The following is a 22562-nucleotide window of genomic DNA, read 5'->3' on the forward strand; positions in this document are numbered from 1 at the left end:
CCGTGGCCCGCTACCTGATCCGCCGGCTCGGCCAGGCGCTCCTGGTCGTGGCCGGCGTGATCGTGCTCACGTTCGTCATCATGCGGCTGGTGCCGGGCGATCCGGCGGTGGCGTACGCGGGGCCGAAGGCGACGCCGGAGCAGCTCGCGCAGGCGCGCGAGCGGTTCGGGCTGGACGAGCCGGTCTGGGTGCAGCTCGGGGCCTACGTCCGGGACCTGGTGACGGGCGACTGGGGCACCAGCCTGCGGACCCGGCAGCCGGTGCTGGACGACCTGGCGCTGGCGTTCCCGGCGAGCCTGGAGCTGGTGGGGGCCGCGCTGTTACTGGCCATCGCGGTGGGCGTCCCGGTCGGGGTGCTCGCCGCCCGCTACAAGACGAGATTTCCGGACCTGGGGGTGCGGGTGGCGAGCATGCTCGCCGTCTCCGTCCCCGTCTTCTGGCTTGCCCTCGCCCTCCAGACCGTCTTCGCCAGCAACCTCGGCTGGTTCCCCGTCGCCGGCGAGTACGACGACAGCCTCAACACGACCAGCCCGCTCACCCTCTGGACCAACATCACGATCGTGGACGCGCTCATCACCGGCAACTGGCCGATCTTCACCAGCACCCTGCGCCACCTGGTGCTGCCCGCGCTCGTCGTGGCCGCCTATCCGGCCGGCGTGATCGCCCAGATGGTCCGCGCCACGCTGATCGAGGAGGCGAGCCAGGACCACGCCCGGCTGGAACGCGCGCTCGGCTTCCGCGAGACGTCCATCCTGACCCGGTTCGCGCTGCGGCCCGCGCTCAACCCGGTGCTGTCGCTGATCGCGCTCGTGTTCGCCTACGCGATCGTGAACGGGTTCCTGGTCGAGGCCGTCTTCAACTGGCCGGGCCTGGGCCGCTACGCGGTCGACTCGATCTTCTCCGGCGACACGCCGGCCATCGCGGGCGTCACGCTGCTCGTGGCGCTCGTCTACGTGCTGGCCAACCTGGTCGTCGACCTCCTCCAGGGCGTCGTCGACCCGAGGGCGAGGGCCCGGTGACCGCGCTCGTGACCCGCCGCGCCCTGCCCGGCTCCGTCGACAGGCTCGCCCTCGCGGGCGCGGCGCTCATCGTGCTCGTGGTGCTCGCCGCCCTGCTGGCGCCGTGGATCGCGCCGTACCCGGCCGACGAGGTCGATCCGGTCAACGCCCTGCTGCCGCCGTCGGGCGCGCACTGGTTCGGCACCGACCAGGTCGGCCGCGACGTGCTCACCCGGGTGCTGTACGGAGGCCGCACGTCGCTGTCGATCGCCGTGGCCGTGCTGGCGGTGTCGGCGGCCGTGGGCGTCACGCTGGGCGTGGTCGCCGGGTACGCGGGCGGCTGGGTGCGCGACCTGATCATGCGGGTCACCGACGTGTTCCTGGCCTTCCCGGCGCTGCTGCTGTCGCTGACCCTGGCCGTGGTGCTCCAGCCGAGCGTGACCACGGTCGTCGTGGCCATCGCCGTCACCTGGTGGCCCTGGTACGCGCGGCTGTCGGCCGCCACGGCCGCCTCCATCGCCAACCGCCCGTACGTGGACGCCGCCCGCTGCCTGGGCGTCCCCGCGCCGCTGGTCGTCGTCAGGCACGTGCTGCCCAACTCGCTCACGCCCGTCCTGGTCCAGCTCTCGCTCGATGCGGGCGGGGTGATCCTCACCGCGGCCGCGCTGTCGTACCTGGGGCTGGGCGCGCAGGAGCCGGTCGCCGAGTGGGGGCTGATGGTGCAGCAGGGCCAGACGCTGTTCACCACGAACTGGTGGGTCGTCACGTTCCCCGGGCTGGCGATCCTGGTGACGGCGTTCGCGTTCAACGTGCTGGGCGAGGGGCTGCGCGGCGCGCTCGACCCGCGGAGGATCGTGAAGTGATCGAGGTACGCGACCTTCAGGTCGCCTACGGCGGGCGGGTCGTCGCCCGGGTGCCCGAGCTGGACCTGCGCGCGGGCGAGTGCGTGGCGGTCGTGGGGGAGAGCGGGTCGGGCAAGTCGACCACGCTGCTGTCGCTGCTCGGCCTCACCGAGGGGGCCGACGTCTCCGGCCACGTCAGGGTGTGCGGCGTGGACGTGCTGACGGCCACGCCGCGCGAGCTGCGCGCGATCAGGGGCGCCCGCGTGGCCCTCGTCATGCAGTCGCCGCAGGCCGCGCTCAGCCCCACCACCCGGCTGGGCGTCCTCATGCGGCGCGCGCTCCGCCTGCACGGGCTGCCGTCGGGCGAGCGCGTCCTGGGCGAGGCCGCCGAGGCGGTCATGCTCGACCCCGGCATCCTGCGGCGCTATCCGCACGAGATCTCCGGCGGCCAGGCGCAGCGGTTCGCGATCGCGCTGGCCATCGCGCTCGGCGCGGAGGCGATCCTGGCCGACGAGCCGACCAGCGCCCTGGACGTGACCGTGCAGGCCGAGGTGGTCGGCGTGCTGCGCCGGCTGCGCGAGGAACGCGGGCTGGCCCTGCTCCTCGTCTCGCACGACCTGGCCCTCGTCTCCACGATCGCCGACCGGGTGCTCGTCATGCGGGACGGCACGGTCGTGGAGAGCGGCCCCGCCGCCGAGGTGCTGTCGCGCCCGGCCCACCCCTACACCCGCGAGCTGCTGGAGGCCCTGCCGTGACCCTGCTGCGGGCGGAGGACGTGACGCTGGGCTACGGCCGCACCCCGGTCGTCCACGGCGTGACGCTGGACCTCGCCGAGGGCGGCACCGGCCTGATCGGCGAGAGCGGGTCCGGCAAGACCACGCTGGCGCGCGCCTTCCTCGGCCTCCTCACCCCCATGTCCGGAAACATCTGGTACGGCACGCAGAACCTCAGGAAAGCCGACCGGAAGGCGTTCCGGGCCGACGTCCAGCCCGTCTTCCAGGCCGAGTCGCTCGACCCCCGGATGCGCGTCGGCCGCTCGATCGCCGAGGCGCTGCCCAGGTCCGGCCGCCACCGCGTCCCCGAGTTGCTGGAACAGGTCGGCCTCGCGCCGGACCTGGCCACGCGCAGGCCGCACGAGCTCTCCGGCGGCCAGCGGCAGCGGGTGGTGATCGCCAGGGCGCTCGCCGTCCGGCCCCGGCTGCTCATCCTCGACGAGCCCACCAGCGCGCTGGACGTGACCGTCCAGGCCAGGATTCTCGACCTGCTCGCCGGGCTCGACACCGAACGGCTGCTCATCACGCACAACCTGGCCGTCGTGGAGCGGCTCTGCCGGACCTCGCACGTGCTGTTCGCGGGCCGGGTGGTGGAGTCGGGCCCGACGGCCGACCTGCTCGGCCGGCCCGCGCACCCGTACACGCTGGCCCTGCGCGACGCCGTGCCGAAGCTGGGCGGGCCGCCGCCGGTGGCGCGGGGGCGGGCGGAGGCCAGGCCGGCGCCGTCGGGCTGCCCGTTCCGGCTGCGCTGCCCGCTCGCGGCGCCGCAGTGCGAGCGGGCGCCTGAGCCGCGCGAGGTGGCCGGCCGGAGGGTCGCCTGCCACCGCGCGGAGGACGTGCTCGCGGGCTCCTGAGGAGCCCGGTCACCGGGCCTGCGAGGAGGGGATCACAGGGCCTTGAGGCCCGTGATCACCTCCAGGAGGACCGTGGCGTCCGGCGCCGGGGGCGGCGACTCGACCTGGACGAGCTGCTGTTCGTGCAGGTCGCCGACCAGCACCCGGACCACCCCGATGGGCAGGTTCAGCTCGGCCGCGACGTCCACCAGCCGGGTCGGCCGGGTGCACTTCTGCAGGATGATCAGGTGCTCGGGCCCAAGGCCGGACGGCGGCGCGAGGCCGCCGGAGGTGATGATGACCGCGATGAGGTCGATGGCCTCGCTCGCGGGCACGGTGCGGCCTCGGGTCAGCAGGTAGGCCGGGACGATCGGACCGGCGTCCTCGTCCAGCCAGCGCTCGTCAGTCACCCTGCACCACCCGCATCGGACGGGCCGGCTGCCGGATGGGCTCCTCCGGCTCGTCGGGAGGATCTGTCACATGCTCTGCCGGGATCAGCACGATGGCGGTGGTCCCTCCATATGGTGAACCGCGCAACGTCACGCGGATGTCATGCCTGGCGGCCAGGCGGGAAACGACGAAAAGACCGAGCCGCTCGCTGTCGGCCAGGTCGAACTCGGGCGGGCTGGCCAGCCGTTCGTTGAGGTCGGCCAGCTCCTCGGGGGTCAGGCCGACCCCGCGGTCCTCGACGTGCACGGCGAAGCCTCGGGCGGCCACCTCGCCGCGCACCACGACCGAGGTGTGCGGCGGCGAGTAGACGGTGGCGTTCTCGATGAGCTCGGCGATCAGGTGGATGACGTCGCCGACCACGGGCCCGGCCAGCCGCTGGGCGGGCATCGGCTCGACGACGACCCTCGGGTACTCCTCCACCTCGGCGGTGGCGCCGCGGACCACGTCGAGCAGCGGGACGGGCTTGCTCCAGCCCCGGCCCGGGGTGGCGCCCGACAGGATGATCAGGCCCTCGGCGTGGCGGCGCATGCGGGTCGTCAGGTGGTCCAGGCGGAACAGGTCGTCCAGCGCCTCCGGGTCGGTCGCCCGGTGCTGCATGCCCTCCAGCTGGATGCGCTGGCGGTGCAGCAGCGCCTGGCTGCGCCTGGCCAGGTTGCGGAAGACGTGGCCGACGCCGTCGCGGAGCTGCGCCTGGCCGACGGCGGCCTCGACGGCGGTCTGCTGGACGGTGGAGAACGCCTGGCCCACGTCGTCGATCTCGACGGTGGTGCTGGTCACCGACAGCTCGGGCACCTCCACCGCCTCCCCCCTGCGCAGTTTGGCCACGACCTCGGGCAGCCGCTCCCTGGCGACCTCCAGCGCCGCCTCGCGCAGCGTGCCCAGCTCGCGCGAGAGCCGGTTGCCCATCCGCAGCGAGAACGCGATCGACACGACGATCAGCAGCAGCGCGGTGCCGGCCAGCAGCAGCGCCCGGGTGAGGACCGAGTCGGCCACCGGCTCGGACCGGGCCGACAGCGCCATGCTGGCCTTGAGCTGGGCGTCCTGGAACGACTTGGCCAGCCCTTCGGTGGTGTCGAGCCAGCCGAGCGGCGAGCCGCCCGCGATGATCTGGTCCTCCATCAGCCGCATCCGCTGGTAGTCGGGCGAGGTGATGATGGACACCTGGGCCTCGCGCAGCGCGGGGTCCAGCTCGCCGAGCGCGTGGTCGAGCAGGAAGCGCCGGTTGCCGACGATCTGGGTGAAGACCCGGCGCTCGGCGAGCGTGGTCGGGCCCAGGGCGAGGGCCTGCTCGCGGGTGAGCAGCTCCTTGGCGTAGCCGAGGTCGATGACCACGCGCGCCTGCTCGTAGATCGGGATCTCCTTGATGAACCCCACCCGGCGGTGCAGCCCGAAGAGCGAGTCCATGATCGCGTTGTACGCCTCGACTGCGCGCAGGCGGTCGGCCAGGCCCGTGTCGATCTCGCCCCTGATGGCGTCGAGCCCGTCCAGTTCGGTGTACACCGCGTCCACCTGCTTGCGGATCGCCTCCGACGTGTCCCGGGACCGGCCCGAGAGCATCCTGAATTGCTGCCTTGCCTTGTCGCTGCGGGCGCGCTGCTGGGTGAGGGCCGAACGGTCGGCCGCCCTCCCGGCGCGCAGCAGCTTCACCGAGGCGAGGCGCTCACGCTGCAACTCGGTGCCGAGCTTGTAGGCGGGGTGACGCAGGTTGGTCCAGAGCGTGGTGTACTGGCGCAGCTCCAGGCTTTCGCCCGCGGTGACGACGGTGATGACGCCCCACAGCACCACCATCGAAGCGAGCGGAACCAGCAGCAGGCCGATGATCTTCATGCGGATCGTGCGGCTACGACCCATGACACCTCACTCCGGTCGGTCCCCTGCTGGCAACCCCGGACGGGACAAGCCATGAGAATAGCAATTCGATCTCCGGAATGCCCAATTTTTCGGCACTTTTGGACACTTGGCGTTGATCATGCAGTAGGTTTCGCCAGTAGATCGGTCACAGAGGGAGAAGCGTTGCGCCGTCGTCTCGCCGCGGTCGCCGCGCTGGTGATCACACTGGCGGCCTGCTCGGCTCAGGCGCCCGTCCCGAAGGCGTCACCGGGGGAGTCGGCGTTCGTCTACGTCGAGAACACCGGCGTGATCACGGAGTGGGACCCGTCCCGGTCCTACTCCAACGAGATCATCGCCATGCAGAACATCTACGAGACCCTCACCCTGTGGAACCCGGTCACCAAGAAGACCGGCCCCCGCCTGGCCACCTCGTGGCGCTCCTCCGCCGACGGCCGCACCTGGACGTTCACGCTGCGCCAGGGCGTCACCTTCCACACCGGCAGGCCGCTGGACGCCGCCGCGGTCAAGGCGTCGATCGAGCGCACCCGGCAGCTCAAGGCCGGGGCCTACTACATCTGGGACTCCGTCGCCTCCATCCGGGCCGACGACCCGGCCACGGTCACGTTCTCGCTGCGCTACCCGGTCCCGCTGGACGTCGTGGCCTCCTCCGCCTACGCGGCCTACGTCTACGACACCCAGGCGGCCGGCGACCTGACCGCCTGGTTCGGCGCCGGCCGCGACGCCGGGACCGGGCCGTACACGGTGGCCTCCTGGCGGCGGGGCCAGGAGGACGAGCTCACGCTGAGGTCGTACGACCGCTACTGGGGAGGCTGGGACCGGCCGCACTACCGCTCGGTCAAGTTCCGCGTGGTGCCCGAGCCCGAACGGGCCTTCCAGCTGCTGACGCGCGGCGAGGCGACGTTCGTGCACCGGCTCGCCCCGCGCCTGTACGCGCGGGCCGAGCGCACGCCCGGCCTGCGCACGGTCGAGCGGCCCTCGTTCCAGACGGCGATGATGCTCTTCAACACCGCGACCGGCCCCATGAAGGACGTGCGGGTACGGCGGGCCGTCCAGAAGGCCGTCGACTACGAGGGCGTCGTCAGGGCGTTGCGCGGCGCGGTCACGCCCGCCAGCGGCGTCGTGCCCGAAGGGCTCGTCGGCCACGTGCCCGGCCGGACGCCGCGGCAGGACCTGGCGGGCGCCACCAGGCTGCTGCGCCAGGCCGGCTACGGGCCGGGCGGCAGGCCGCTGCGGCTGCTGCTCACCTACACCGAGGGCGACACCGACCAGCGGCTGCTGGCCCGCAGCCTGCGCACCACGCTCGCCCGGCTCGGCATCACGCTGCGGGTGCGCGCCCTGCCCTGGACCCAGCAGTGGGAGCTGGGCAAGAAACGCGGCCAGGACATCCTCGTCATGTACTGGTGGCCCGACTACGCCGACGGCTACTCCTGGTTCGGCAACGTCTTCCGCAGCGCGAACCCGCCCGTCTTCAACCTGGCCTACCTCAACCACCCGGCGACCGACGCGCTGCTCGACTCGCTGCCCGAGCTCACCGTGACCGACAGGGCGACCGCCCAGCGGATGTTCGCCCGCGCCACCAAGCAGGTCCTCGACGACCAGGCCGCCGCGGCGATGCCGTGGGTGGTCAACTACCGCCGCGCCTACCTGGGCGGTGTGCAGGGCTACGACGACAACCCGGCCTACCCGGACGTCGTCTTCGTCTACGACCTGCGGCCCTCCGGCTGATCCCCGGCCCGCTCGCGCAGCCGCTGCCTGATCTCCTCCGGGGTGTAGGCGCGGCGCCGCCGCTCGGCCCGCGCGATCGCCACCCCGGTCGCGGCCACTCCCGCCATCCCGGCCAGCCCGAGTATCTTCCACCAGCGCATGTGCCTAGGCTAGCCGTGTGCTGACTCTCGACGAGGCCGTTGAGCTGACCAGGACCGGTGACCTGTGGGTCTTCCGCGGGCGCTCGGTGCCCGACCGGGCCATCCAGACGATGACCAACAGCCCGGTCAACCACGTGGGCATGGCGATCGTCATCGAGGACCTGCCGCCCATGATGTGGCACGCCGAGCTCGGCAGGTCGCTGCCCGACCTGTGGGCCGGCGGCCACCACCGGGGCGTGCAACTGCACGACCTGCGCGACGCCGTCACCGTCTGGGCCGCCCGCTACGGCCAGCGGGCCTGGCTGCGCCAGCTCGAACCGCAGGCCACCCGCGAGATGGAGGACGCGGCGCTGCGCGCGGTCGCCAGGCTCGACGGCACGCCGTTCCCCTCGACGGCCCGGCTGGCCGGGCGCTGGCTGCGCGGCCGCGTGCCCAAACTGCGCCGCCGCGAGCGCGAGCACACGCTGGAGCGCGCCTACTGCGCCGAGATCGTGGCCGTCACGTACGAGGAGATGGGGTTGCTGCCCGCGGGCCGGCGCCCCAACTGGTACGACCCCGGCCGGTTCTGGAGCGGCGACGACCTCGGGCTGCTCGGCGAGCACAAGCTCGGCAACGAGATCACCGTGGGGGTGCCCCTGCCCGCTCCCGGCTCTGGCCCCGCCTGATCGGCATGTGCTCCAGGTCGTCGAGCGTGCCCGGCGTGTCCTGGAGGAAGTCGAGCCTGATCAGGTCGTCGCCGGTGATCGCGTTCAGCAGCCAGTCGCCGCCGATGCGCAGCTTGGAACGGCCCGTGGGCGCCGTCAGCAGGTGATAGCCGCGCGTCACGAGCTGCGCGGGCGGGCCCGCCAGGTCGATCCCGAACGGCCTGGCCACCGCGTCCGCGCCGCCGAGGTCCACGACGAAGCCGATGTCGTGGTGCCGGTACTCGCGCAGCGGCCGCCCGCGCAGCGCCGCCACCACGTTGTACGCGGCCGTCGCCGCCTGCCGGTGGGCGTGCTGCGCCGTCGGGGCGCAGGGCAGGCCGGAGGCGCTGGTCAGGTCCGGCACCGCCGCCGCGTCACCCAGCCCGAACACGCCGCCGTGCCCCGGCACCACCAGGTCGGTGCCGACCACCAGCCGTCCCTTGACCGTCTCGGTGCCCAGGCTCGCCACCACCGGCCTCGGCGTCACCCCGGCGGTCCAGACGACCGTACGCGTGGGCAGCGTGGTGCCGTCGGTGAGCGCGGCCGACTCGCCCGTCAGCCGCTCCACCGTGACGCCCAGCCGCACGTCGATGCCGCGATGCCGCAGCAGCCGCATCGCGGCGGCGCCGAGCTGCTCGCCGAGCTCCGGCATCAGCTTGGGCGCGATGTCGATCAGCGTCCAGCGGACCAGCCCCGGGTCCAGGCCGGGGAAGCGGTGCAGCGCCTTGCGGGTGACGAGCTGGAGCGTCGCCGCCGTCTCGACGCCCGAGTAGCCGCCGCCCACCACCAGGAATCCGCACCGCGAGGCCCGCTCCTCGGCGTCGTGGGCGATCGCCGCCAGCTCCAGCTGGGCGATCACCTGGTCGCGCAGGTACACGGCCTCGGCCAGCGTCTTCATGCCGCGCGCGTGCTCGGACAGGCCCGGGATGTCGAACGTGCGCGTCTTGCTGCCCGGAGCCAGCACGATCACGTCGAACGGCACCCGCACGGTCTCCCCGCTGATCTTGAACACCTCGCACGTGCGGGAGTCGAGATCCACGTCCATCGCGACGCCCGGCAGCAGCTTGGCGTGACGCAGCTTGGTGTGCAGCGGCGCCACGATCGAGCGCGGCTGCAGCACCCCGGCGGCGACCTGGGGCAGCAGGGGCAGGTAGAGGCTGTAGTCCTTGGGCGTGATGAGGACGATCTCCGCCTCGCCTGGCCGCAGCCGCCGTTCGAGGAGCCTGGCACAGGCGAAGCCGCCGAATCCGCTGCCCACGATCGCGATACGTGTCACGTGAAAGGCCCTTCCGTGGACTGGGCCACGCGAACCTGCGGATACGGGAAAATCCACGCATGACGACTGTGAACGTGGCCTTGATCGGCGTGGGCAACTGCGCGTCCTCCCTCGTCCAGGGGGTGGAGTACTACCGCGACGGTGACGCCCCCGGCCTGCGGAACCCGATCTGCGCCGGCTACGCCGTCTCCCAGGTGCGCTTCACGGCCGCCTTCGACGCCGACCCCGGCAAGATCGGCCTCGACCTGTCCGAGGCGATCTGGGCGGCGCCCAACAACGCGCGCAAGTTCGCCGACGTGCCCTGCCTCGGCGTCGAGGTGGCCGCCCCGCACGAGGCCGCGGAACGGCTGCGCGGCGCCCACGTCGCGGTCAGCTTCCTGCCGGCCGGCGCCCAGCGCGAGAGCGAGATGTACGCGGAGGCGGCCCTCGCGGCCGGCTGCGCCTACGTCAACTGCATGCCCGCCGTGCTCGCCCGCTCGCCCGAGTGGGCCGCCCGGTTCGCCGCCGCCGGGCTGCCGCTGGTCGGCGACGACCTGAAGAGCTCCTTCGGCGCCACGCTGGTGCACCGCGCGCTCGTCGACGCCCTCACCTCGGGAGGGGTACGGCTCGGCGACGGCTACCAGCTGCTCGGCGGCGGCAACATGGACTTCCTCAACCTGCTCGACCCCGTGAGCATGCAGACCAAGCGGGCCACCAAGGTCGCGGGCGCGGGCACCGCCGCCCACGTCGGCGCCGACTACATCCCGTTCCTGGAGGACCGCAAGGTCGCCTACATCCGCCTCGAAGGCGAGGGGTTCGGCGGGTCGCCGCTGGAGGTCGAGGTGCGCATGAGCGTCGAGGACTCGCCCAGCGCCGCGGGCAACACGCTGGACGCCGTCCGCCACGCCAAGGCCGCCCTGGACCGGGGCGTCGGCGGCGTCCTCGGCGAGGTCTCACACGAGCTGATGAAGGCGCCCGCCTGATCAACTCGCCCGGCTCGCCCGCGTGATTATGCTCGGACGTTGTGGACATCCGCGTGCTCGGCCCGGTGGAGGTGCGGGACGGCGGCGGTTCGGGGGTGCCGCTGGGGGGAGCCCAGCAGAGGTGCGTCGCCGGGCTGCTCGCCGCGCACCTCGGCGGCTACGTGTCCGTGGAGCGGCTGAGCGAGGCCCTGTGGGACGACGAACCGCCCAAGACCGCCAAGACCATCGTGCAGGGGCACGTGTCCCAGCTCCGCAAGGCCGCCGGTGACCTGATCGACAGCGGCGCGGCCGGCTACGCGCTGGCCGTGCCCGCCGACCGGGTCGACCTCGGCCGGTTCCGCCGCCTGGCCGCCGAAGGGCGCGCCGCCGCCCGGCCCGCCGACGCCGCCCGCGCCTGGTCGCGGGCCCTGGACGAGTGGCGCGGCCAGCCGCTCCAGGGCATCGGCGGCGTCTGGGTCGACCAGCGGGTGCGCGGGCCGCTGCTGGAGGAGCGGTGGGCGCTGCTGGAGGAGTACGCCGCCGCGCTGGCCGAGCTGGGCCGCCACCACGAGGTGCCGGTCGTGCTGCGGGAGCTGCGGCACGAGCAGCCGTTCCGCGAACGGCCGCACGAGCTGGCCATGGTCGCGCTGTGGCACGGCGGGCGCGCGCCGGAGGCGCTGGAGCTGTTCCGGGAGGTCCGGCGGCTGTTCGCGCACGAGCTGGGCGTGGACCCCGGGCCCCGCCTGCGCGACCTGCACGCGAGCATCCTGTCCGGCGCCCCGCCGCCGTCGGCCGGGCGCGTGGTGCTGACGACCGGCCACCCGCAGACGACGTCGCCCGGTTCGCGCGCGCCCGGTTCGACTGCGCCTGGCTCGCCCGCGTCCAGCTCGTCCGCGTCTGGTTCGCCCGCTCCGGCGGGCGGGCGGGTGGTGCCGAGGCAGCTCCCCATGGAGACCGCCGGGTTCGCCGGCCGCCGGGCCGAGCTCGACCGGCTCTGCGCGCTGCTCCGCGAGCGCCAGATCGTACTCGTCACCGGGGCCGCCGGGGCCGGGAAGTCGGCGCTGGCCGTGCGGGCCGGGCACCGGCTGGCGGCCGAGTTCCCCGACGGGCAGCTCCACGTCGACCTCAACGGCTACGGCCAGGGCGACCCGGTGCCCCCCGAACGCGCGCTCACCCGCTGCCTGCGGGCGCTCGGCGTCGGCTCCGTCCCCGCGGGCGCGACCGAACAGGCCGACCTCTACCGCTCTCTCACGGCAGGCCGGCGGCTGCTCGTCGTCCTCGACAACGCCGCGAACGCCGGCCAGGTGCGCCCCCTGCTGCCGGGCGGCACCGGCTGCGCCGTGATCGTCACCAGCCGCGACAGCCTGCGCGGCCTGGTCGCCCTGGAGGGCGCCCGCAGCCTGACGCTCGGCACGCTCACCCCCGTCGAGGCCCGCGACCTGCTCGCCGACGTGGCCGGGCCCGACCGGATCGGCGCCGAGCCCGGGGCGGTCGCCGAGATGGCCGGGCTCTGCGGCCACCTGCCGCTCGCCCTGCGCATCGCGGGCGCCAACCTCGCCGCCCGGCCCGGCCTCGGCGTCGAGAGCTACACCGCGGAGCTGCGCGCCGACCGGTGGCGCACGCTCAGCGTCGAAGGCGACCCGCGGGCGGCCGTCGCCACCGCCTTCGGCCGCTCGTACGCCTCGCTCGCCCCCGACGCCGCGCTGCTGTTCCGCCGGTTCGGGCTGGCGCCGGGCTGCGACTTCACCGTGGCCACCGCGTCCCGGCTCGCCGGCGCCGACGCCGCCACGGCCACGCGCCTGCTGGGCGCGCTCGCCTCCGCCCACCTCATCGAGGAGCACGCGCCCGGCCGCTTCCGCCTGCACGACCTGATCCACCTGTACGCGCGCGAGCGGCGGCAGCCGGACGACGAGCCCGCCCGCACCCGCCTGCACGCCTACTACCTGCACACGGCGCGGGCCGCCGCCGCCCTCCTCGCGCCCGCCAACGAGCTGCTGCCGCTCAGCGCCGACGACCCGCCGCTCGACGCCGAGCCGCTCGACGACCCCGCCCGGGCCCGCGCCTGGCTCGACGCCGAACAGCACAACCTGCTCGCCGTCCTCGACCAGGCGATCCAGCTCGGCGCGCACCGGATGCTGTGGCGGCTGATCGAGGTGCTGCGCGCGTTCATGAACGGGCGCGTCCACCTGGAGGTGATCCTCTCCCTGGCCCGCGCCGGGCTGCGCGCCGCCGAACAGGCCGGTGACACCGCCGGGCAGGGCAGCATGCACCACACGCTGGGCAACGCCCGGCTCGTGCTCAACGACCCGCACGCCGCCATCGCCCACTACGAGCGCGCCTCGGCCCACTACGAGGACATCGGCTGGACGCCCGGCGTGCTCATGACGCTGACCAACCTGGCCACGGCGGGCACCAGCCGCGGCGACCTCGCCGGCAGCACCCGCCACTACGAGCGCGTCATCCGCGTCTGGGAGAAGCTCGAACCGTCGGCCAAACTGGCCGCCACCCTGGAGAACCACGCCCTCGCCCTGCTGTGGCAGGGGCGGGCCGGGGAGGCGCTGGAGCAGCAGCGGCGCGCCATCGACCTGTTCCGGGCGCTCGGCGGCAGCCGGTCGTGGCGCGGGCGCGCGTACGCGATCCTGGGGGACGTGCACCTGGCGCTCGGCGACCTGGGCGCGGCCGAGGAGGCGTTCGGGGTGGCGCTCGGCGGCGAGCCGGAGTTCGGCTCCCGCTTCCGGGAGGCGGCGGCCTACGGCAGCGTCGCCATGACCCACTACCTGCGCGGCGACGTCGGCGCCGCCGTGGAGCACGCGCGCCGGGCCGTCGAGGCCACGCGCGGCAGGGGGGTCGCGGGCGAGCACGACGAGGCGCTGTCCACGCTGGCCTGGGTGGACGAGACCGCAGACCTCGACGCCAGGTGCGCGCTCCTGGAGCGGGTGGTCGCCTCCTACGCCGAGCGGGGGGCGCACCCGTACCCCAAGACCCGCGCCCACCTTGTGCTGGCGACGCTGCGGCAGCGCGCGGGGACCTCCGGGGAGGCCGGTCGGCGCGTTTCCGAGGCGCTCGAGCTCGCCCGCGCGCACGGGCTGCGGCGGCTGGAAGGGCAGGCGCTCACGGTGTCGGCCCGCCTCCCGGAGGGGGCGGCCGGAGACGCGCTGCGGGCCGCCGAGCTGCACCGGGAGCTCGGCCACCGGCTCGACGAGGCCGACGCCATGCTGGCGGCGGCCGCCTGCCTCGTCCGCGACGGCCGCCCCGACCAGGCGGCCCCCCTGGCCGCCCGCGCCCGCACCCGCCTCCGCGCCCTCGGCGCCCGCCCGCCCTGGCTCCACCCCACCACCCCCGACCTGAGGGACGGCGCCCCCGCCCTGGAGAGCGGCGGCCTCGACCTGGGGATGACCCCCTGACCCAGGTCCCACCACCCCGCCCTGGTGGACGGCGCCCACCCTGGGAAGACGCCGGGCCCGCCCCGACAGGCCGGCACCCCCGCCGGAGGGGAGGGCACCCCGCTTCCCCGAGGAGGGCGGGTGTCTCCCTGTCTTGGGGATCGGGTGTCAGAGGGTGCGTTGGAGGACGGCTTCGAAGGTGGAGCGGAGTTCGGGGCCGGGGTCGACGCCGAGGTCGGCGGCGAGGCCGGCGCGGGTGCGTTCGTAGAGGTCGAGGGCTTCGGCCTGGCGGCCCAGGCGGTAGAAGGCGGTCATGAGGAGAGCCACCAGCCGTTCCCGGTGAGGACCGGCGGCGACGGCGGTGCGGAGCGCGGCCACGACCCGCTCGGGCTCGCCGAGCCGCAGGCGGCGCCGGGCCAGGTCCTCGACGGCGGCCAGCCTGGCTTCCTCCAGGTCGATGGCGGCGGCCAGCCCCGGTTCGCCGAGGGCGGGGCCGCGCCACAGCGACAGCGCCTCGTCGAGCAGGTCGGCGCCGCGCCGGTCGCCGGCCTGGGCGGCCTCGGCCACGAGCCGGCGGAACCGCAGCGCGTCGACCCGTTCAGGTTCGACGCGCAGCACGTAGCCGGTCGGCGTCGTCTCCAGCAGCTCGTCGCCGAGCAGTTTGCGCAGCCGGTAGACGTGGCCCTGCACGGTGACGCGGGCGCTGTCGGGCGGGCTGCCGTCCCATACGGCGCCGATCAGCCGGTCCACGGCCACGGGCGTGCCGGGCGTCAGCAGCAGCGCGGCGAGCACGTACCGCCGTTTGCGCGGCCCCAGCTCCAGCCTCTGTCCCCCGTTCCAGGCGTCGATGGACCCGAGCAGGCGAAACTCCAGGAGATCCATCCGCCACAGCATGGCGGGGGCCGCTAAGGGCGGGCTAAGGATCGGCTAGGAGCTGCGACGCCAACGAAACGCCAAGCGCGCCTGCGAGGGTTTCCACCCGTTGTTTCGCCTACATGATCGGGGAAGGAAGCAGTGAAGGCTTTCAAGAAGGCGGTCGCGGGGGCGGCGGTCGTCGCGGCGGGTTCGTTGCTGGTCGCGGCGCAGTTCACCACGGCGGCGGCGGCGCAGCCGGCGGCGGCTGTGACCGCCGAGACTGCGGTGGCCGCGAAGGACCGGCTGGGCGCGGGGGAGTGGCTGCTGCCCGGGCAGTCGCTCACGTCGGGCGGCGGCCGGTTCAAGCTGGTCCAGCAGCGTGAGGGCAACCTGGTGTTCTACGACGGCACCAGGGCGCTGTGGAGTTCGCCCACGTCCGGCAACCGGGGTGCGCGCACCACCATGCAGAAGGAGGGGAACCTCGTCATCTACGACGCCGGGAACAAGCCGCTGTGGTCCACGCCCACGGCGGGGAACCCGGGCGCGTACCTGAAGCTGCCCGCGCAGAGCGGCAACCTGGTGATCTACTCGCGGGAGAACACGCCGCTGTGGTCGTCGCACACGTACTTCGGCAAGCTGCCGTCGGGCCACGTGCTGCGGCCGGGGCAGTGGGTGCAGTCGGCCAACGGCCGCTACAAGCTGATCCAGCAGGACGAGGGCAACGCGGTGCTGTACGACGGCACGCGGAGCCTGTGGACGACGCCGACGGCCGGTCACCCCGGCGCCCGCTCGATCATGCAGCGGGAGGGCAACTGGGTGGTCGTCGGCCGTGACGACAAGGCTCTGTGGACGAGCCCGACGGCGGGCAACCCGGGCGCGTGGCTGTCGGTGAGCAACGACGGCCGGGTCATCGTCTACTCGACGGACAACAAGCCGCTCTGGTCCAGCCGCCGATAGGCGTCCCGCTTCACCGCCAAGGCCCCCGGTCGCGTACCGGGGGCCTTGTGGTTGTGGAACCGATCGTTCCGTTCTGCTATTATGGGAATGTAGCGTTCCGTTCCAATCGAAGGGCCGAGCACATGACCGTCCTCGCTCCCCCCGCGCCCGTCGCCGTGGCACCGCCCAGGCGCTGGACCGGGCTGTTCGCGATCCTCGCGGCCGACCTGCTCAACCTGCTCGACGGCACCGTCGGCAACGTGGCCGCCCCCGCCATCCGCGCCGAGCTGGGCGGCTCGGCCGCCACCATGCAGTGGATCGTCGCCGGCTACACGCTCGCCATGGCCGTCGGGCTGCTCACCGGCGGGCGGCTCGGCGACATGTACGGACGCAAGCGGATGATGATGGTCGGGGTGACCGGGTTCGTCGTCGCCTCCCTGGCCTGCGGGCTGGCGTTCTCGCCCGCGACGATGATCGCCGCCCGGGTGCTGCAGGGGCTGTTCGGCGCGCTCATGGTGCCGCAGTCGTTCGGCCTCATCCGCGACCTGTTCGGCGAGCGGACCGGCAAGGCGTTCGCCCTGCTCGGGCCGGTGATCGGGCTGGCCACCATCCTCGGGCCCATCGTGTCCGGGCTGCTCGTCGAGGCAGGCGGCTGGCGGTCGGTGTTCCTGATCAACGTGCCGCTGGGCGCGTTCGCGCTGGCCGTGGGCTGGAAGGTGCTGCCCGCCGTGCCGCCCACCGCCCGGGGCGCCCGGCTCGACACCACCGGCGCGCTGCTGGCGGGCGCGGGGCTGACCATGCTCGTCGTGCCGCTGGTTCAGGGCCACGAGCTCGGCTGGCCGATCTGGACGCTCGTCCTGCTGGCCGCCTCGGTGCCCACGCTCGGCCTGTTCGTCCTGCACCAGCTCCGCCGCCGGGGCCGCGCGCCGCTGGTCGACCTCGGCGTCTTCGCCCGGCGCTCCTACGCCTCAGGGGTCGCGTTCGTGGTCGCCTTCTTCGGCTCGATCACCGGGTTCTCGCTCGTGGTGGCGCTGTTCCTGCAGGTGGGGCTCCGCTACTCGCCGCTGGACGCCAGCCTGGCCATGTCCGGCTGGGCGGTGGGCGCCTTCCTCGGCTCCGCCTTCGGCGGCGCGCTGATGAACCGGCTCGGCCGCCGCATCCTGCACCTCGGCCTCGCCCTGATGACCACCGGCCTCGGCTGGCTGTACGCGGTCTTCACCGGCATCGGCGTCGCGCTCGACGGCTGGGACCTGACCGGGCCCCTGGTCGTGTACGGGATCGGCATGGGAATGATCTTCGTGCCGCTGTTCGACATCATCGTCGGCGGGCTGCGCGACCACGAGGTCGGCTCGGGGTCCGGCATGCTGTCGGCCTTCCAGCAGGTCGGCGCGTCGCTGGGGGTGGCGGTGCTCGGCACCGTGTTCTTCTCCACGGCCGGGACGGCGGGCTTCGCCGAGGCGGCGGCCCGGGTGACGCTGCTCGCTGCCGGGGCCACGGCCGTCACGTTCTGCCTGGGCTTCCTGCTCCCGAAGCGGGCCCGCCTGGAGTAGATCACGCCGGCGGTGGGGCGGTGCTGGCGCGGACGACGAGCTCGTTGACCAGGTCGATGCGGCTGCTGGCGAGCTCCGCGCCGCGCGCCAGGTCGAGCAGCATCTGGGCGGCCATCCCCGACATGTCGCGCAACGGCTGGTTGACGGTGGTCAGCGGCGGATCGATCCATTCGGACATCGGCAGGTTGTCGTACCCGATCACCGACAGCTCCCGGGGCACGTCGATCCCGAGCCGCCGGGCCGCGCGCAGGACGCCGAGCGCCTGCATGTCGGCCCCGGCGAAGATCGCGGTCGGGCGGTCCTGGCGGGACAGCAGCTCCATGCCGTGCTCGTAGCCGGCGTCGATGTAGAAGTTGCCGTAGCGGACCAGCTCGGGGTCGGCCTCCAGCCCGGCCTCCTCGTGCGCCGAGCGGAACCCGGCCACGCGCGCCCGGCTGCACAGCACGTCCTCGGGGCCGGAGACGATCGCGATGCGCTGGTGGCCGAGCTCCAGCAGGTGGCGGGTGGCGAGCAGGCCGCCGTCCCAGTTGTTGGAGCCGACCGTCGGCACGGAGGCGGCGGTCGCGCTGTCGGTGTCGACGACGACGACCGGGATGCCCTGCCGCTGGAGCCGTTCCTGCTGGGCCGGGGTGGGCCCGGACAGCACGAACACCACGCCGAGCGGCCGGCGGGCGAGCACGGCGTTGAGCCATTCGGCGGGCGGCCGGTGCTTGCCGCCGAGCTGGGACAGCACCATCTCGACCTTCGCCGTGGCGGCCACGGCCTCGACCCCGCGGATGATCTCGACGGCCCAGGCCGAGTCGAGCTCGTGGAAGACCAGGTCGAGCTGGCCCGATCCGGACGATCGGCGCCGGGTCCGGCGCCGGTACTGGTGGCGGGCGAGGCTCGCCTCGACGCGGGCCCGGGTCTCGGGCGCGACGTCGGGATGGCCGTTGAGGACCTTGGAGACCGTCGTCACGGAGACGCCGACCTCACCGGCCACGGTGGCGATCGTCGCGGAGCGGGGAGTGGTCATCGCCCGGCATCCTATTTTTTCGGAAACTTTCGGGCAACCCCTGCCGTCAAAGCCCGCAACTTTCGGCCTGACAGTCCCGAACTATACGCATAACGGCAGATGACGCAACTCTTGACACACCACGACGAGCCCCTTAGGTTGCCGCAATTAACGGAATCTTCTCGAAAGTTTCGTATTCCGTCGGCCGAAGGGATGGCATGCCAACCGACACCGCCCCCGAGCCCTGGCGTGATCCCCGGCTGTCCCCTGCGGAGCGCGCCGAGGCGCTGATCCCGCTCATGACGCTGGAGGAGAAGGTCGCCCAGCTCGCCGGGGTGTGGGTGGGCGCCGACGCGTCGGGGGGCGGCGTCGCCCCGCACCAGGAGGACATGGCGGGCGTCGAGTGGAGCGAGGTCATCGCCCACGGCCTGGGCCAGCTCACCCGCCCGTTCGGCACCGCCCCGGTAGACCCGGTCGCCGGCGCCCGCTCGCTGGCCGCCTCCCAGGCCGAGATCGTGGCCGCCGGCCGGTTCGGCATCCCCGCCCAGGTGCACGAGGAGTGCCTGACCGGCTTCGCCGCCTGGCGCGCTACCGTCTACCCCGCCCCGCTGAGCTGGGGCGCGAGCTTCGACCCGGCGCTGGTCGAGGAGATGGCCGGACACATCGGCCGCTCCCTGCGCGCCGCCGGCGTCCACCAGGGCCTGGCCCCGGTGGTGGACGTGACCAGGGACTACCGCTGGGGCCGCACCGAGGAGACGATCGGCGAGGACCCCTACCTCGTCGGCACGCTCGGCGCCGCCTACGTGCGCGGCCTGGAGGGCGCCGGGATCGTCGCCACGCTCAAGCACTTCGCCGGGTACGCCTCCTCCCGGGGCGGGCGCAACCTGGCCCCCGTGCCGATGGGGCCGCGCGAGCTGGCCGACGTGGTGCTGCCGCCGTTCGAGATGGCGCTGCGCCTGGGCGGCCCCCGCTCGGTGATGAACTCCTACTCCGAGATCGACGGCCTGCCCGTGGCCGCCGACGAGAGCCTGCTCACCGGCCTGCTCCGCGACACCTGGGGCTTCACCGGCACGGTCGTCGCCGACTACTTCGCGGTCCGGTTCCTGCAGAAGCTGCACGGCCTGGCCGCCGACGGGGGACAGGCCGCCGGGCTGGCCCTGCGCGCCGGGATCGACGTCGAGCTGCCCACCGTCGACACGTTCGGCGCCCCGCTGATCGACGCGGTCAAGGCGGGCACGGTGAGCGACGCGCTGATCGACCGGGCGCTGCGCCGGGTGCTGGCGCAGAAGGCCGAGCTCGGCCTGCTCGACCCGGACTGGCGGCCCCTGCCGGACGACGTCGAGAACCTGCGCCTGGACGACGACCGGGGCCGCGACATCGCGCTGCGCCTGGCCCGCCAGGCGGTCGTGCTGCTCCGCAACAGCCGCGGCGTCCTCCCGCTTGCCCCCGGCGCGCGGGTCGCGCTGGTCGGGCCGGTGGCCGATGACCCGATGGCGATGCTCGGCTGCTACTCCTTCCCCCTGCACGTCGGCGGCCACCCGGAGCACGGCCTCGGGCTGGAGGTCCCCTCGCTGCGCCAGGCGCTCGACGCCCTCGTCCCCGGCGTCGCGTACGCGCGGGGCTGTGACGTCAGCGGCGACGACACCTCCGGCATCGCGGCGGCGGTCGCCGCCGCCGAGGCCGCCGACGTGTGCGTGCTCGCCGTCGGCGACCGGGCCGGGCTGTTCGGGCGCGGCACCTCAGGCGAGGGCTGCGACGCCGCCGACCTCCGCCTGCCCGGCGTGCAGCCCGAGCTGGTGCGCGCGGTGCTCGCCACCGGCACCCCCGTGGTCCTGGTGCTGCTCGCCGGCCGCCCGTACGCGCTCGGCCCCGGGACGGACGCCGCCGCGGCCGTCGTCTGCGGCTTCTTCCCCGGCCAGCTCGGCGGCCAGGCGCTGGCCGAGGTGCTCACCGGCGCGGTGAACCCGTCCGGCCGGCTGCCGGTCAGCGTCCCGCGCGACGCCGGCGGGCTGCCCGCCACGTACCTGTCGCCGCCGCTCGGCCGCCGCAGCGAGGTGTCGTCGGTCGACCCGACGCCGGCGTTCCCGTTCGGGCACGGGCTCGGCTACAGCGCGTTCGAGTGGAGCGGGGCGCGGGTGGTCGGGCCGGACGTGTGGCCCGTGGACGGCGAGGCGACGGTCGAGATCACCGTGCGCAACACGGGGGAGCGGCCGGGCGCCGAGGTCGTCCAGCTCTACCTGCACGACCCCGTCGCCCAGACGACCAGGCCGGTGGCCCGCCTGCTCGGCTTCGCCCGGGTGCCGCTGGAACCGGGCGACGGCGCGGTGGTGACGTTCACCGTCCCGGCGGACCTCACCGCGTTCACCGGCGTGCGCGGCCGCCGCGTCGTCGAGCCCGGCGACGTCGAGCTGCGGTTCGGGCGCTCGGCGGGCGACCTGGTGGCGGCGCTGCCGCTGCGCCTCGACGGCCGGGAACGCGAGGTGGGGCACGACCGGAAGCTGCGGCCGGTGACGCGGATCGCGCCCGAGGAGCGGTCGTGAAACCCCAGGACCGCACCTGGCGCCGGGCGCTGCGCCGCGACTGGCAGCTCTACACACTGGCGATCCTGCCGCTGCTGTTCTTCCTGATCTTCCGCTACGCGCCGATGCTCGGCAACGTCATCGCCTTCCGCAAGTTCCAGCCCGGCGGCAACCTCTTCGGCGAGGAGTGGGTCGGCCTCCGCTACGTCAACATGTTCCTGTCCGACCCGACGTTCTGGACGGTGTTCACCAACACGCTCGTGCTCGGCGGGCTGACGCTGCTGTTCTGCTTCCCGCTGCCGATCGTGCTGGCGCTGCTGCTGAACGAGATCCGCACCCGCAGGCTCAAGCGGTTCCTGCAGTCGGTGTCCTACCTGCCGCACTTCCTGTCGGTCGTCATCGTGGCCGCGCTCGTCATGCAGATGACGGCCGTCGACGGCCCGATCAACCAGGTGCTCAAGTCGCTCGGCGAGGAGCCCGTCACGTTCCTGCAGCAGCCCGAGTGGTTCCGGACGATCTACGTCTCGTCCGAGGTGTGGCAGACCGTCGGCTGGGGGACCATCCTCTACCTCGCCGCCCTGACCACCATCGACGAGCAGCTGTACGAGGCCGCCCGGATGGACGGCGCCGGCCGGTGGCGGCAGATCTGGCACGTGACGCTGCCGGGCATCCGGCCCACGGCGGTCACCCTGATGATCCTCAACCTCGGCACGTTCCTGGCCGTGGGCTTCGAGAAGATCCTGCTGCTCTACAACCCGCTGACGTACCCCACCGCCGACGTGATCTCCACGTACCTGTTCCGGATGGGCGTGCTGTCCAGCAACTTCAGCTACGCGGCCGCCATCGGCCTGTTCGAGGCGCTCATCGGCCTGGTGCTGGTCGTGTCGGCGAACGTGATCTCCCGCCGCACAGTAGGGACGAGCCTGTGGTGACAGTCGGCACGAGCCGGGGCTACCGGGTCTTCCAGGCGGTCAACGCCGTCGTCCTCACCGGCGTCGTGGCCGTCACGCTCTACCCGTTCTTCAACATCCTGGCCCGCTCGTTCAGCGAGGAGACGTACATCCGCGCGGGCGAGGTGAACCTGATCCCGCGCGGCTTCAACCTGACCACGTACGAGATCGTCGCCTCCGACCCGATGTTCTGGCGCAACTACGGCAACACCGTGTACTACACGGTCGTCGCCACGCTGGTCGCGATCGTGCTGACCACCTGTTACGCCTACGTGCTGTCGAAGAAGCACCTCAAGGGCCGCACGGCGCTCATCTGGATCGCCGTCTTCACCATGATCTTCTCCGGCGGCCTGATCCCGAACTACGTCCTGGTCACCAGCCTCGGCCTGCGCAACTCCGTGTGGGCCATCGCGCTGCCCAACGCGATCAGCGTCTTCAACCTGCTGGTGATGAAGGCGTTCTTCGAGAGCCTGCCGGACGACCTGGAGGAGGCGGCCGCCATCGACGGGCTCAACACCTACGGCATCCTGTGGCGGATCACGCTGCCGCTGTCGAAGGCGGTGGTGGCCACGATGGTGCTCTTCTACGCGGTCTCGTTCTGGAACTCGTGGTTCGCGGCGTTCCTCTACATGAACGAGTCGGAGCTGTTCCCCGTGACGGTCTACCTGCGCAACCTCATCGCCGGAGCCACGGGCGTGGAGAACGCCGGCGCCGTGGCCGGGGAGCTGACGCAGGCCGCCGCCAACATCCAGTCGGTGACCATCGTGCTCACCGTCCTCCCCATCCTGGCCGTCTATCCCTTCGTGCAGCGCTACTTCGTCTCGGGCGTCATGCTCGGAGCCGTCAAGGGATAGGGGCCGCCG

The 22562-nt window shown here is 73.4% G+C and carries 19 protein-coding genes; 13 read left to right on the top strand and 6 right to left on the bottom strand.

Translation table 11 applies throughout. The features are described from left to right. Positions 1-2 precede the first annotated feature (2 nt). The 4 genes from AB0G11_RS12510 to AB0G11_RS12525 are packed head-to-tail and all read left to right on the top strand — an operon-like array spanning position 3 to position 3467. Complete coding sequence (locus tag AB0G11_RS12510) at positions 3-1019, top strand: ABC transporter permease (protein ID WP_357585648.1); 1017 nt, start codon at positions 3-5, stop codon at positions 1017-1019. Then, positions 1016-1861, top strand: coding sequence for an ABC transporter permease (locus tag AB0G11_RS12515; protein ID WP_357585650.1), 846 nt, complete (start codon positions 1016-1018; stop codon positions 1859-1861). Before AB0G11_RS12510 ends, AB0G11_RS12515 begins: the two co-directional genes overlap by 4 nt. Further along, positions 1858-2595 carry an ATP-binding cassette domain-containing protein gene (locus AB0G11_RS12520; protein ID WP_357585652.1) on the top strand — a complete coding sequence of 246 codons (738 nt, stop codon included), beginning with the start codon at positions 1858-1860 and terminating at the stop codon, positions 2593-2595. The genes AB0G11_RS12515 and AB0G11_RS12520 overlap by 4 nt, the downstream gene beginning before the upstream one ends. Further along, on the top strand, positions 2592-3467 hold the full coding sequence (locus tag AB0G11_RS12525; RefSeq protein ID WP_219510210.1) for an ABC transporter ATP-binding protein: 876 nt from the start codon (positions 2592-2594) through the stop codon (positions 3465-3467). Before AB0G11_RS12520 ends, AB0G11_RS12525 begins: the two co-directional genes overlap by 4 nt. Before the next feature lie 32 nt (positions 3468-3499). On the opposite strand, the gene AB0G11_RS12530 is transcribed toward AB0G11_RS12525, so the two are convergent. After that, complete coding sequence (locus tag AB0G11_RS12530) at positions 3500-3856, bottom strand: DUF742 domain-containing protein (protein ID WP_219510209.1); 357 nt, start codon at positions 3854-3856, stop codon at positions 3500-3502. Beyond that, on the bottom strand, positions 3849-5747 hold the full coding sequence (locus AB0G11_RS12535; RefSeq protein ID WP_357585654.1) for a nitrate- and nitrite sensing domain-containing protein: 1899 nt from the start codon (positions 5745-5747) through the stop codon (positions 3849-3851). The genes AB0G11_RS12530 and AB0G11_RS12535 overlap by 8 nt, the downstream gene beginning before the upstream one ends. Positions 5748-5909: 162 nt before the next feature. Here AB0G11_RS12535 and AB0G11_RS12540 point away from each other — a divergent pair, with 162 nt between their 5' ends. Next, the gene (locus tag AB0G11_RS12540) at positions 5910-7472 is read left to right on the top strand and encodes an ABC transporter substrate-binding protein (protein ID WP_357585656.1); all 1563 of its coding nucleotides are present in this window, start codon (positions 5910-5912) and stop codon (positions 7470-7472) included. Here the strand turns inward: AB0G11_RS12540 and AB0G11_RS12545 are convergent. Then, a complete protein-coding gene (locus AB0G11_RS12545) occupies positions 7448-7612 on the bottom strand; it encodes a hypothetical protein (protein WP_219510205.1) in 165 nt (54 codons plus the stop codon). The two genes, AB0G11_RS12540 and AB0G11_RS12545, sit on opposite strands and share 25 nt — an antisense overlap. A gap of 20 nt (positions 7613-7632) precedes the next feature. Between AB0G11_RS12545 and AB0G11_RS12550 the strand changes: the two genes are divergently transcribed. Beyond that, positions 7633-8277, top strand: a complete 645-nt coding sequence (locus tag AB0G11_RS12550) for a hypothetical protein (RefSeq protein WP_219510251.1) — start codon at positions 7633-7635, stop codon at positions 8275-8277. Here the strand turns inward: AB0G11_RS12550 and AB0G11_RS12555 are convergent. Continuing rightward, positions 8231-9571 carry an NAD(P)/FAD-dependent oxidoreductase gene (locus AB0G11_RS12555; RefSeq protein WP_219510204.1) on the bottom strand — a complete coding sequence of 447 codons (1341 nt, stop codon included), beginning with the start codon at positions 9569-9571 and terminating at the stop codon, positions 8231-8233. The two genes, AB0G11_RS12550 and AB0G11_RS12555, sit on opposite strands and share 47 nt — an antisense overlap. 59 nt (positions 9572-9630) lie before the next feature. On the opposite strand from AB0G11_RS12555, the gene AB0G11_RS12560 reads away from it, so the two are divergent. Together AB0G11_RS12560 and AB0G11_RS12565 are read left to right on the top strand one after the other, a co-directional pair. After that, entirely contained in the window at positions 9631-10533 is a 903-nt protein-coding gene (locus AB0G11_RS12560; protein WP_357585658.1) for an inositol-3-phosphate synthase, read from the top strand. 41 nt (positions 10534-10574) lie between these two features. Then, positions 10575-13916: a BTAD domain-containing putative transcriptional regulator gene (locus AB0G11_RS12565; protein WP_357585660.1), complete on the top strand. Its 3342-nt coding sequence runs from the start codon at positions 10575-10577 to the stop codon at positions 13914-13916. A gap of 147 nt (positions 13917-14063) precedes the next feature. On the opposite strand, the gene AB0G11_RS12570 is transcribed toward AB0G11_RS12565, so the two are convergent. Next, complete coding sequence (locus tag AB0G11_RS12570; protein WP_357585662.1) at positions 14064-14777, bottom strand: AfsR/SARP family transcriptional regulator; 714 nt, start codon at positions 14775-14777, stop codon at positions 14064-14066. Between the two features lie 132 nt (positions 14778-14909). Between AB0G11_RS12570 and AB0G11_RS12575 the strand changes: the two genes are divergently transcribed. Together AB0G11_RS12575 and AB0G11_RS12580 are read left to right on the top strand one after the other, a co-directional pair. Beyond that, the gene (locus tag AB0G11_RS12575; protein WP_357585664.1) at positions 14910-15707 is read left to right on the top strand and encodes a hypothetical protein; all 798 of its coding nucleotides are present in this window, start codon (positions 14910-14912) and stop codon (positions 15705-15707) included. 122 nt (positions 15708-15829) lie between these two features. Then, the gene (locus tag AB0G11_RS12580) at positions 15830-17236 is read left to right on the top strand and encodes an MFS transporter (protein WP_357585666.1); all 1407 of its coding nucleotides are present in this window, start codon (positions 15830-15832) and stop codon (positions 17234-17236) included. Position 17237: 1 nt separating this feature from the next. Here the strand turns inward: AB0G11_RS12580 and AB0G11_RS12585 are convergent, their stop codons facing one another. Continuing rightward, positions 17238-18251 (bottom strand): LacI family DNA-binding transcriptional regulator, encoded by a 1014-nt coding sequence (locus AB0G11_RS12585; RefSeq protein ID WP_219519780.1) that lies wholly within the window; start codon positions 18249-18251, stop codon positions 17238-17240. 197 nt (positions 18252-18448) lie between these two features. On the opposite strand from AB0G11_RS12585, the gene AB0G11_RS12590 reads away from it, so the two are divergent. From AB0G11_RS12590 to AB0G11_RS12600, 3 genes are read left to right on the top strand one after another with little or no spacing between them, the layout of a single operon-like run. After that, on the top strand, positions 18449-20770 hold the full coding sequence (locus AB0G11_RS12590; protein WP_357585668.1) for a glycoside hydrolase family 3 N-terminal domain-containing protein: 2322 nt from the start codon (positions 18449-18451) through the stop codon (positions 20768-20770). Continuing rightward, the gene (locus tag AB0G11_RS12595; RefSeq protein ID WP_219518242.1) at positions 20767-21681 is read left to right on the top strand and encodes an ABC transporter permease subunit; all 915 of its coding nucleotides are present in this window, start codon (positions 20767-20769) and stop codon (positions 21679-21681) included. Before AB0G11_RS12590 ends, AB0G11_RS12595 begins: the two co-directional genes overlap by 4 nt. Beyond that, the gene (locus tag AB0G11_RS12600) at positions 21678-22553 is read left to right on the top strand and encodes a carbohydrate ABC transporter permease (RefSeq protein ID WP_357585670.1); all 876 of its coding nucleotides are present in this window, start codon (positions 21678-21680) and stop codon (positions 22551-22553) included. Before AB0G11_RS12595 ends, AB0G11_RS12600 begins: the two co-directional genes overlap by 4 nt. Positions 22554-22562 lie beyond the last annotated feature (9 nt).

The organism is Nonomuraea sp. NPDC023979, assembly GCF_040639085.1.
Lineage (GTDB): Bacteria > Actinomycetota > Actinomycetes > Streptosporangiales > Streptosporangiaceae > Nonomuraea > Nonomuraea ceibae.

Bases quoted from the DNA above. Each gene is read 5' to 3' on its own strand.
- AB0G11_RS12535 (WP_357585654.1), bottom strand. From the start codon at position 5,747: ATGGGTCGTAGCCGCACGATCCGCATGAAGATCATCGGCCTGCTGCTG.
- AB0G11_RS12545 (WP_219510205.1), bottom strand. From the start codon at position 7,612: ATGCGCTGGTGGAAGATACTCGGGCTGGCCGGGATGGCGGGAGTGGCC.
- AB0G11_RS12560 (WP_357585658.1), top strand. From the start codon at position 9,631: ATGACGACTGTGAACGTGGCCTTGATCGGCGTGGGCAACTGCGCGTCC.
- AB0G11_RS12570 (WP_357585662.1), bottom strand. From the start codon at position 14,777: ATGGATCTCCTGGAGTTTCGCCTGCTCGGGTCCATCGACGCCTGGAAC.
- AB0G11_RS12580 (WP_357585666.1), top strand. From the start codon at position 15,830: ATGACCGTCCTCGCTCCCCCCGCGCCCGTCGCCGTGGCACCGCCCAGG.
- AB0G11_RS12585 (WP_219519780.1), bottom strand. From the start codon at position 18,251: ATGACCACTCCCCGCTCCGCGACGATCGCCACCGTGGCCGGTGAGGTC.
- AB0G11_RS12590 (WP_357585668.1), top strand. From the start codon at position 18,449: ATGCCAACCGACACCGCCCCCGAGCCCTGGCGTGATCCCCGGCTGTCC.